This is a genomic window from Clostridium sp. (assembly GCF_032552055.1).
Taxonomy (GTDB): domain Bacteria; phylum Bacillota; class Clostridia; order Clostridiales; family Clostridiaceae; genus Clostridium.
In genome coordinates this window covers 1-11133 of record NZ_JAWGSV010000094.1, presented here as the reverse complement: position 1 = coordinate 11133, position 11133 = coordinate 1, and the positions used below count along the sequence as shown (strand labels likewise).

Sequence of the window (11133 nt, the reverse complement as noted above, 5' to 3'; positions counted from 1 at the left end):
TTATTACTTTACCTGAAATTTATAACTTAGTTTTTAGCTCTACTTATCTTGGCTATTTTTCCCTTTACTTTTATTTCTTTATGCTTCCTTAAAATTATATTACCTTTTCCATTTAAAATATCTACATAAGAAAATCCATCTTGAACATCAATTATACCTATATCTTCTCCAGTAATACCATCTAAGTTGCTTAAAGCTCCAAGAATATCGATATTTCTAATCTTCTTTTTCTTGCCAGCCCCTATATAAAGCTTAGTAACTTCACTATGTATAGATTTTTTCTTATTATTACTATTTCCATAATTAGTTTTTTGATCTTCAAGAAATCTTTTTCTTCCCTCAATAACTTTTTCATATTCAGGAATAGTTATTTCTTCAATTTTATATCCTATATACTCTTCTATGTCCTCTAAAAATCTTTTTTCTCCTGTAGAAGTTAAAGTAATAGCTAAACCATTCTTATCTCCTCTACCACTTCTTCCTATTCTGTGAACATAACTTTCCTTTTCCATAGGTACTTCGTAATTAAATACATTTGTTATATGGTTAATATGAATTCCTCTAGCAGCAATATCTGTAGCTACTAATACTTTAAATTCTTTACCTTTAAAGCTATCCATTACTTTTAATCTTTCCTTTTGATCCATATCTCCATGTAGCTCATTTACTTTAATATTTTCTTTTCTAAGCAAAGAGCTAAGATTTCTTACTGATTCTTTAGTATTACAAAATACTATTGCTGAATCATCTGTATAATTATAAAGAAGTTTTAATAATGTTTTAAATTTATCTTCTCTATTTGAAATTATATACTTTTCACTGATTTTTTCTCTATTAAAGACCTTAGATTTTATATTTAGAACCTTTGGTTCTTTCATATATTTTTCATACAAGCCTTCAATTTCACTAGGTATTGTAGCTGAGAAAAGTGCAGTACTTTTATTTTCTGGCAAATCATTTAATACCTCTGCTATTTGATCTATAAATCCCATATTAAGCATTTTATCTGCTTCATCTATAACTACATATTCTATTTTACTTGTATCTAAGTTTTCCCTTTTAATATGGTCTATTACTCTTCCTGGAGTTCCACATACAATATGTACCCTTTGTTTTAACTTTCTTATTTGCTCGTTAAAGGGTTGTTTTCCAAATATAGCTGCAGCTCTAATTTTCTTTAGTCTTCCGATATTTGAAATATCCTCTTTAACTTGCATTGCAAGCTCTCTAGTAGGTACTAATATTAATGCCTTCACTATATTTTCTTCTTCATTTATTAATTCGCAAAGTGGTATCCCAAAACTTGCAGTCTTTCCACTACCTGTTTGTGACTTTACTACTATATCATTTTTATTTAACATTTCTGGAATAACTTCTTTTTGAACTTCCGATGGATGCTCAAATCCTAAGTTATCTAGAGCTTTTAAAATTTCATTATTTAAGCTCATATCTTTAAATTTATTTATATTCATAAGACTCCCTCTTTTTTTTAACTTTTAAAAAACTTTATTTATTCGATAGCTACCATTGCTAAGAATCACTTTATTTTAACTCACTACTATTCTATATACAAGTATAATAGGTAAGTTAATAAATAAAAAAGTGGCTATATAAGTTCATTATTTACTCCCCTTACTTCAAGTAATCACAAACTTAAATATGTCCACTATAAAACTAAGTATTTGTATTTTCTTGCTCTATGTTATAATATCTTAATCTATGTCTATACTTAACTCTTTAAGATTTTCTCTTAATGTACCAGGTTTCTCTAAGAAAATTGTTTTAATTCCTATTCTATTAGCCCCTTCTACATTTGCCTTAGTATCATCAATAAATATTGTTTCACTAGGATTTAATTTATATCTTTCTAATACAAGCTTATATATTGCCTCATCTGGCTTAATAAGTTTTTCAGCATAAGATACAACCCCACCATCGAAAACTTCGAAAAATTTATTCTTTTTTACTACTTCTTCGAAAGCTAACTGATGGAAGTTAGATAGATAATATAGTTTATACCCTTTTTCTTTTAGCTCTTCTAATATATTAATTGTCTCTTCAATTGGGCTTAATATATCATACCAATTTTCAAAAGCCAAATTAATATCATCTTTATAGTCTAAGTTTCTTTCAATTATATTAGATATAGCTTCTTTTTCAGTAATTGTTCCCCTATCTAACATAATCCATTCTTCACTTTGAAATACTGCTTTAAATACACTTTCAATATTCTCTTCTTTTATCTTACTCTTTAAATACTCCATTGGAGTAAAACTTAAAAGAACGTTTCCTAAGTCAAAAATTATATTCTTATACATAAATCCTCCCCCTACTGCGCTGTCGCGCAATGAAAAATTAAGAATGAATAATGAAGAATTACATAACCCATTATTCATTTTTAATTTCAATTTTTTTAATTCTTAATTTTAAATTATTAATTGGGCTGTTTTTGAGACAGCCCCTCTGTTTTTTTAATAATAGTAAATTATCTAAATTAAAACCATCTATCTTTTACCCTACTTACAGCAATCTAATACTCTTAAAGGTCTCATCATTTCATTATCTTCATGCTCTAAGAAATGACAATGCCAAACGTAATCTCCTGAATATCCTTTAAACTGCATTATTAATCTAGTAACTTTTCCTGGTTCTGCATCTACAGTATCTTTAAATCCCATTTCATAATCTTTAGGTGGTTCTTCCTCCCCTGTAAATATTACTTTACCTGTATTATTATAATTTTCTACATCGAAAGGTCTTCTCCATAATATTTTAAACTGTACTAAATGGATATGGATAGGATGTCCACCAAACATAGGATTAATTAAATTCCATATCTCAACTGAATCAAACTTAGGATTTTCTGTTGAAGGATCAGTCCATAACATCTCATCTATTTGGAATTGAGGTCTTCCATAATGGTCAGTTTGCACACCAAAAGATACCCTTCTCTTTTTGCTCACAGCATTAATGTTAGGTCCATGATCAACTCTTAAAGTTTCTGGAATAGTGCTATCATCTTTTCCTTTTAACTTCTTTACCACATTAAACTTTAGAATCATATTAGTTCCTTCAGTTGGTGCTGCTGTATAATCATTCATTAATAGAATTTCTTCACCTTTATACTTTGAAAAATCTATAATTAGATCTATTCTTTCTGCTGGCATAACCTTGAATTTAGAAAGATTCATAGGCATTTCTATTAACCCACCATCTGTTCCAATTTGAACAAATTCAGCTCCATTAGATAATCTTAAAATATATTCTCTTCTATTAGATGCATTTAATATTCTAAATCTATACTTTCTAGGTTCAACATCTAAATATGGCCACACCTTGCCATTTACCACTATTGTATTACCGAAAAATCCAGGAACTATTGATGGATTAGTCCCTATTGGGAAAGGAGGCTTATCTGGATAAAATAGCTCTCCATCCTCTTTAAAGGATTTATCTTGAATCATTATAGGAATTTCGTATTGACCCTTTGGTAAGTTTAATCTTTCTTCTAATTCATCTCTTAAAATATAAAAGCCTGCAAGACCTGCATAAACATTTAATCTAGTTTGTCCCATAGCATGATCATGATACCATAATGTTGTTCCTGACTGATAATTATCATATTTATATACTTTTCTTTTAAAAGTAGGTCCAACAATATTAAAATCTCTTGTAAACCATGCTTCCGGATGACCATCACTACTACTTTCTACCTTGGCTCCATGCAAGTGAACTACTGTCTTATTTTCTGGATCATCCACTGTTCCATGTAAGGTTCTATCATAAGGTAAAAAATGCTTTTTAGGTAATTGATTTTCCCACAAAACATAAGTTGGTATATTCTTAAAAGCTTCAATTGTAGGTCCTGGATAAAGTCCATTATATCCCCATACTTTTGTTGGCGGAAAATAAGAAGAAAAGTAATGTTTGCTTTCCTTCATAGTTATTCTGTACATTGATCTTTCTTCGCCATATTCATATATTTCAGAATTAGTTTTCTCTACATATGGTAAAGGTAGCTTATCCACAAATTTAGGAACTGTATTTGGATCCGATGGATTCACAGGAATACACTTTTTTTCTTTAGATTCTTCATTTAAACTCTCTGATGAATCTCCTGCTATTTCATTTTCACTCATATTATTCACCCCTTGAGATATCATAATATAATATATTCAAGGTTTAATAATATGATATATGTAAAATAAAATATTAACTATAGTTTTCAATCAATAATCTATATCTATAGTTTTATATCATTATAAATTAAAAATAATTCTTTAGTAAATTATCTAAATTGAAAGAATCGATCTTTTAATTTAGATATAAGTTGTTTAAATAACTTCATATATTAATTGTTTTCAACACAAAATAAAACTTCATAAAATGTAAAAACTTAATTACAACTTATATAAAATAATATCCAAATGCATATCCTGCATACATAAATACAGAATTCCAAATTGCTATTCCTAAAGTTGAATATATAGAAAACTTTACTACGTTCATTCTAAACATTCCTGCTACAAAAGGAATTAATGTTCTTACAGCAGGAAGAAGTCTTATAATTAAAACTCCCTTATCACCATAATTTTCTATATACTGACATACTTTATCTATAGAATTCCTTGTCTTTGGAAACTTATTATAAACCCATGTCAGTATAGGTTGACCAAACCAATAAGAAATTCCATATAGTACATAGCTAGCCAATGATCCAGCTATAACTGATATGAAAAGTGCAACTATAAAGTTCATATTAGCTTTTGCAACTGCAATACCTAAAGCTGGCATTATAATAGCTGCTCCTAGCCCCGGAAAATTTAAATACTCTAAAAATATAATTATAAAAACAAATATCAATCCATATCTAGCAAAATACTCTAACACTATTTGTATGCTGTCCATAATCTCCACACTCCAAGTCATCTTCTAATGACTCTTAGTTTACCCCATCTTTCTTAATATAAACTTAACAAAAAATATTAATTTTCTTAAATATAACTTAATAAAGTGTAAAATATTTATTTTAACTTATATATCTTAATAAAATGTAAAGTATTTATTTTAACTTATATATGCTAATAAAAGCTTAATTGTATTTTCTAATCCTTCATAATGAGTTCTTTCCATACCATGAGAAGCATGTACTCCCGGACCTATAAGTGCTCCCCTAATATCATTCCCCCCTCTTAATGCAGCTCCTACATCAGAACCATACATTGGATATATATCTACTGCATACTTAATATTATTATCCTTTGCAAGGTTTATTAGTGAAGTTACCATATTATAATCATAAGGCCCACCTGAATCCTTAGCACAAATTGATACATCATATTCTGTACAAGATAAGTCATCACCAATACATCCCATATCCACAGCAATCATTTCAGTTATATCTTGTGGTATATATGAAGCCCCATGCCCAACTTCTTCATAAACTGAAATAAATAATTTTATTGTATATTTGGGTGTAATTTTTTCCCTATTTAAAAGCTCTAAAAGCCCCATTAAAGCAGCTACACTACCCTTATCATCTATAAATCTAGATTTAATAAATCCACTTTCAGTAATAATAGTCTTAGTATCTAAGAATATAAAATCACCAGGACATATTCCTAAGTCTTCAACGTCCTTCTTTGATAAAACTTTCTCATCTATTCTAACTTCCATATTTTCAGGATCACGCTTTTTATCCTTACTATCTGGATAAACATGAACTGCTGGACTTGTGCTTAAAAAAGTACCAGTATAAATCTTTCCATCCCTAGTTCTAATCTTACAGTATTCACTATCCATAGTAGCTGGAATAGGTCCTCCAAGTAATGTAAACTTTAATGTTCCACTACTAGTTATTGACCTAACCATAGCACCTAAAGTATCTACATGAGCAGCCAGTCCTATAACTCTTTCATTACTTTCACCTTTAACAGTTATTACTCCACAGCCTTTTCTAGTAGTAGTAAATTCATATCCAAAGCCAGTAGCAATCTTTTTTATTTCTTCCATAATATCAAAGCAAAATCCCGTTGGACTATCAAACTCTAATATCTTTTTTGCAGTATTTAAAACATAATCCTTATTTACTCTATAATTCATCTAAACCACTCCTTTTATAATAATATTATTAATATTGTATTTATTATTACATTTACTATAAATTAAAAACACCTAATAATTCTTTAAATTTGTAGTTTAACTACAGATTATTATGTATAATATTATACCACCTATGGTTAAAAATATATATTATGTAAATATAATAAGCTTTACTTTATCTAAAAAAATTTTTTTGAATTTATTTATAAAAAATGAGCCATCTAAAAAGACAGCTCATTCAATAATTGTTTATATTATTACATAAGAGTTACTAAAGATACCCCTTACTTTTTCATTCTTACTTTTAATAGTGCAAAGCACCTTATTTATTATTTCTATCTTATTTAATGAAATTAAGTTCTTCTAATATATCCTTTGCTATTTCTCTTTCTTTTCCTTTATACGGATAAGAATGAATATGAATAGCTGGATTAAAGTTTAATTCTATTATAGAATAATTAATTTCTTCTCTATTATAATCCTCTATCATCATATCTACACCACAGATTCTAGCTCCTACTGCCTGTGCCGATTCCACAGCAATCTTTTTATAAGCATCTGGAATTTCATCTGTGTAATCTACACTATCTCCACCTGTACTAATATTGGAGTTTTCCCTTAGATATACTATTTCATCCTTATTAGGAATATAATTAAAATCTAATCCATCTTGCTTTAAGAACAATGCAACATGATCATCTAAGTTGATTTTTTCTAAAGGAGTTTTATATCCCTTCCCCCTTAGTGGATTTTTATTCTTTTCTTCTACTAATTCTTTTATACTTCTTTCACCATCACCTATAACATTAGCTGGTACTCTATGAAGTATTCCAGAAACCTTATCTCCAACTACTAAAAATCTATATTCTTTTCCTTTTATAAACTCTTCAACTAAGACTGTATTATCATGCTTAAATGCTATATTCATAGCTTCTTTAATATCATCTTCTGATGCTCCATCTTTAAATATAGATATACCTAATCCAAAGTTAGTTGATTTTGGCTTAATTACTATAGGCTCATTTATATATCTACAGGCACTTTCTAGAGCATCCTCTAAACTGAAGAATTCACTTCCTCTAGGAACTCTTATTCCTTTATCATCTAAAATCTTCTTAGTTACAACCTTATTTTCCATCATTAAAACAGTTATATAGCTATCCTTTGATGTTTTAGTTGCTTGCTTAATATATTCAATATGATCATCTTTTTTAAGGGAAATAAAGTTCTCACTTCTATCTAAAACATCTACCTTTATTCCTCTTTTAATAGCATCTTTCATTAATATTTGAGTTGATAATTCTAAATCTTCATATCCATAAAGCTTAAATCTATTTTTATATGCTTCATTCATATATTTTCTAGATAATTCCAAGTGGCTTTTAATAAATCCTTTTTCCTTAACCATTTCTGATACTCTATAGGCATAAGTTAATTTATTATCTACTATCTTTTCAATCATACCACTAATTATATCTTCTTTTCCAAGGCTTAATTTGTTATTCATATCTAGCATTTCATTTAATATTGATAATGCCCACGATTCCTTCGATATAGTTTTACCATCTTTATATAAGACTACATCCATTTGCCCATATATAGAAATAATATTTTGATTATTTTGTGCCTCTTCTTGCCAAGATTTATAATCACTTTCCTCTTTAGTAAGAAGATATAAAGTAAATAAATTAATAAAGTTTAAATCTTCTAAAGAAATTCCTACTTTATTAAAAGGATTAATATCTATACTTCTAATTTCTAAATAATTAATACCATCCTTAAGTAGAGATTCTAAAAACTTATTATTATCATAAGCCTTAAGTCTTATTTGAGTATAAAGTTCCTTATGACTATCTATCATCTTGTCATCTATAAACTTATATACACTTTCAACATAGCTTTTAACAGACTCATAGTTTGGATATAAATCAATTTGATTCTTATAACCACATTCACTATTTCTATATGAAACAGCTCCATTGTTACTAAAACCATCTTTAGCTATCTTATCTAAATCAACTACACACTTTTCACCAAAGGTTTCATGCATAGTTGTAGTTCCACCTAGAAGATAAATTAAAATCCATCTATATCTTAAATAATTTCTTACTACCCTTAAATAAAGATTATCTCTAAAATCTCTATAGCTTTCATTCTTTCCTAGCTTTTTATATAGATCTTCAATTAAATCTTCTCTAAAAGAAAAATTATAGTGGATACCTGAAATTAATTGCTTCTTTCCACCATACTTCTTTAATAACTTTTTTCTATAGTTACTAGCTACTGATCCACTACTACACTTCCCATAATCTGCAATAGGAATCAAATCATCTTCTGGAATATCACATGGCATTGACTGCGGCCATAAATATTCATCCTTAAGTTCTAAAGCAGTTATATCGTAAATAGAATTTAAAAAACTATATACCTCTTCTAATGTATGTAAGGTTGGAGTAATAAGCTCTATTTGACTTTCAGAAAAATCTGTTGTTATATAAGGGTGAGTTATTTTACATTCAAATACTTCTGGATGCTTTGTTAATGCCAATTTTCCTTCTTCATTAACTCTTAATGTTTCACGCTCTATTCCAAAATTACCTCTTAACAACTTTTCTTTATAATTCAGTGACTGAATCACATCTAACATTTCTATACACCTTCCATATTTTCAATTTATATATTAAATACGCAGTTATTCCTTTTAATACGCTTGATATTGATATAGCAAACCAAACGCCATTTATCCCCATTATCCCTATTAATACTAAGGCTATTGGTATTCTTAATATAGTAAAAACTATACTTATAATAGCTGGTATCTTAGGATATCCAAGTCCAGTAAAAACACCATTTGATATCATTTCTATTGTAGCAAAAACTTGAGAATATCCAATAATTCTTAAATATTCACTTGCTATTTTAATTGTTGCTTCTTCTCTTACAAAAAGTTTTACTAAAATATCTGGTGTGAAAATAAATACTATACTTACTAATGAAGCATAAATAATACCTATTTTAACTGCTGTATTATATCCCTTGTTTATTCTATCATATTTTTTTGCTCCAAAGTTCTGTCCTACAAACCCTGATATCGCTCCATTTAGGCCCCCTACTACCATATAAACTACTGACTCAATTTGAAGTCCTATTTTCTGAGCAGCAATAGCATCAGCTCCAAAGCTTCCTATTATTCTTGCTAAAAGAATATTTACAAAAGTAAATAATACTCTTTGAAAGGACATAGGTAGTCCAAGTAGTGCTATTTCTTTTATTTTACTAAAATTAATTCCCAATGAAAAATCCACCTTAAATAAAGCTTTTGATTTTCTTATAAATAATAAAAACATAATTCCATTAGCAATTAATGTTGCAAAAGCTGCTCCAGATACTCCTAGTTTAAAGGTATATATCATTAATGGATCTAAAATAATATTTATTATAAGCCCTGTAGCACTTATAGTTAATGCAGATTTAGTATTCCCAAAACTATTAAAAATTCTTATATATAAAGTATTATAAAAAGAAAAAAATAACATTGGTGCACTTATTGCTAAATATATATATGCATTTTTTTCAACTACGGCATTACCAATATTCAAGAATCCTATAAAACTTTTGCCTAGGAAAATAAGTGCTAAGCTATATAATCCCCCTACTATAGCATTTAAAATTACTCCATTTAATATGTATTCATCTATGGCTTTATTATCCCTTCTTCCAAAGGAATGGGCAACTTTTATTCCTGTACCTATAATTACTAGTGCATTTATTGAGTATCCAAGTCCCACGTAAAAACTTGAAGAACCTATACTAGCAACAGCATCACTACCTAAGCCTCCTACCCATAGCATATCTATTAAATTATAAGTAAATTGAAGAAAGGAACTTCCCATTATGGGCAAGGATAAAGCTAAAAGCACATTTAAAACTTTTCCTTTAGTTAAATCAACCTTATTCATAATCTCTCCTAAATTATAATTATTCCTTTAATATTTCATTTAAAAAATCTAAAACTTCATCACATAATTCTTTATCTAATCTATAATGTATCCAAGTTCCTTCTTTTCTGCATTTTACAATTCCAGAATCCATAAGAACCTTCATATGATGAGATAATGTTGGCTGAGTAAACTTAAAGCTCTCGAGTATTATACATGCACATTTTTCCCCAGATGAAAGCATATCTACAATCTTAAGCCTATTAACTTCACTTAATGCTTTTAATATTTTAATATTTTTTTCATATTTTTTAGTCATAACCATCACCTTTAAATATTTTATCCGATCGCTACCATTGCTAACACTCCCACCTTCTATAAGTGTGAGCTAAGCACTGCTACGCGCCTGGATTAGTTCTTCTAACCTTCAGATGAAGTAGGCATCCTGTACTCTGTAAAAGTGATTCACACAAAACACAAGATTTTGGTTCTCTACTTTTTAACAAAACTCCACCTGAAGATAAGAATCACTTTATATAGACAATTATCTATATATGACCCTTATATAAATATAGATAATTATCTATGTTTAGTCAATAGAAATTTTTTAGCCTCTCTTCAGTTAACCAAATTGATTATAAGTTTATTATTTCAACTTTAAACTATATTTAGTCAATAGAAAATTTTGCAAAGCAAAATAATGAATAATTAATGAAAAAAACCTTAATTATTCATTATCAATTTTAAATTTTGTATCACAAAATTTAAAATATTATTTATATAAATAATCTCTAGTCATTTCTAGTGTGTTATTATTCCCTTTTGAAAATACTATCTGATGTAAATCAATCATTCCATTATTGAATGATGCAGCGCAAGCAGATAAATACAATTCCCACATTCTAACAAATCTTTCATCGAACATTTCTGAAATCTTATCTATATTGTTTTTATAATTATCATACCAGCAAAGTAATGTTTTATGATAATGTCTTCTTAAACTTTCCACATCTAATGTATAATAATCAAATTCACTACCTAAATTTATGATTTCTCTCAAACTAGGGATAACTCCACCTGGAAATATATATTT

9 protein-coding genes are annotated in these 11133 nt (G+C 28.2%); all 9 read right to left on the bottom strand.

From position 1 onward, the window contains the following. Positions 1-26 precede the first annotated feature (26 nt). Positions 27-1472, bottom strand: coding sequence for a DEAD/DEAH box helicase (locus tag E6248_RS08180; protein ID WP_316340328.1), 1446 nt, complete (start codon positions 1470-1472; stop codon positions 27-29). 240 nt (positions 1473-1712) lie between these two features. Continuing rightward, positions 1713-2318, bottom strand: coding sequence for an HAD family phosphatase (locus tag E6248_RS08175; RefSeq protein ID WP_316340327.1), 606 nt, complete (start codon positions 2316-2318; stop codon positions 1713-1715). A gap of 198 nt (positions 2319-2516) precedes the next feature. Further along, on the bottom strand, positions 2517-4139 hold the full coding sequence (locus tag E6248_RS08170; protein WP_316340326.1) for a multicopper oxidase: 1623 nt from the start codon (positions 4137-4139) through the stop codon (positions 2517-2519). Positions 4140-4407: 268 nt separating this feature from the next. After that, on the bottom strand, positions 4408-4908 hold the full coding sequence (locus tag E6248_RS08165; RefSeq protein ID WP_316340325.1) for a DedA family protein: 501 nt from the start codon (positions 4906-4908) through the stop codon (positions 4408-4410). A 159-nt stretch (positions 4909-5067) separates the two neighbouring features. Beyond that, a complete protein-coding gene (locus tag E6248_RS08160) occupies positions 5068-6102 on the bottom strand; it encodes a M42 family metallopeptidase (protein WP_316340324.1) in 1035 nt (344 codons plus the stop codon). A 340-nt stretch (positions 6103-6442) separates the two neighbouring features. Continuing rightward, complete coding sequence (gshAB, locus tag E6248_RS08155; protein WP_316340323.1) at positions 6443-8749, bottom strand: bifunctional glutamate--cysteine ligase GshA/glutathione synthetase GshB; 2307 nt, start codon at positions 8747-8749, stop codon at positions 6443-6445. Continuing rightward, the gene (locus E6248_RS08150) at positions 8718-10061 is read right to left on the bottom strand and encodes an MATE family efflux transporter (RefSeq protein WP_316340322.1); all 1344 of its coding nucleotides are present in this window, start codon (positions 10059-10061) and stop codon (positions 8718-8720) included. Before E6248_RS08150 ends, gshAB begins: the two co-directional genes overlap by 32 nt. A gap of 19 nt (positions 10062-10080) precedes the next feature. Continuing rightward, positions 10081-10359 (bottom strand): helix-turn-helix transcriptional regulator, encoded by a 279-nt coding sequence (locus E6248_RS08145; RefSeq protein ID WP_136006320.1) that lies wholly within the window; start codon positions 10357-10359, stop codon positions 10081-10083. A 453-nt stretch (positions 10360-10812) separates the two neighbouring features. Continuing rightward, on the bottom strand, positions 10813-11133 hold a 321-nt coding region (locus E6248_RS08140; RefSeq protein WP_316340321.1), incomplete at its 5' end, for a class I SAM-dependent methyltransferase.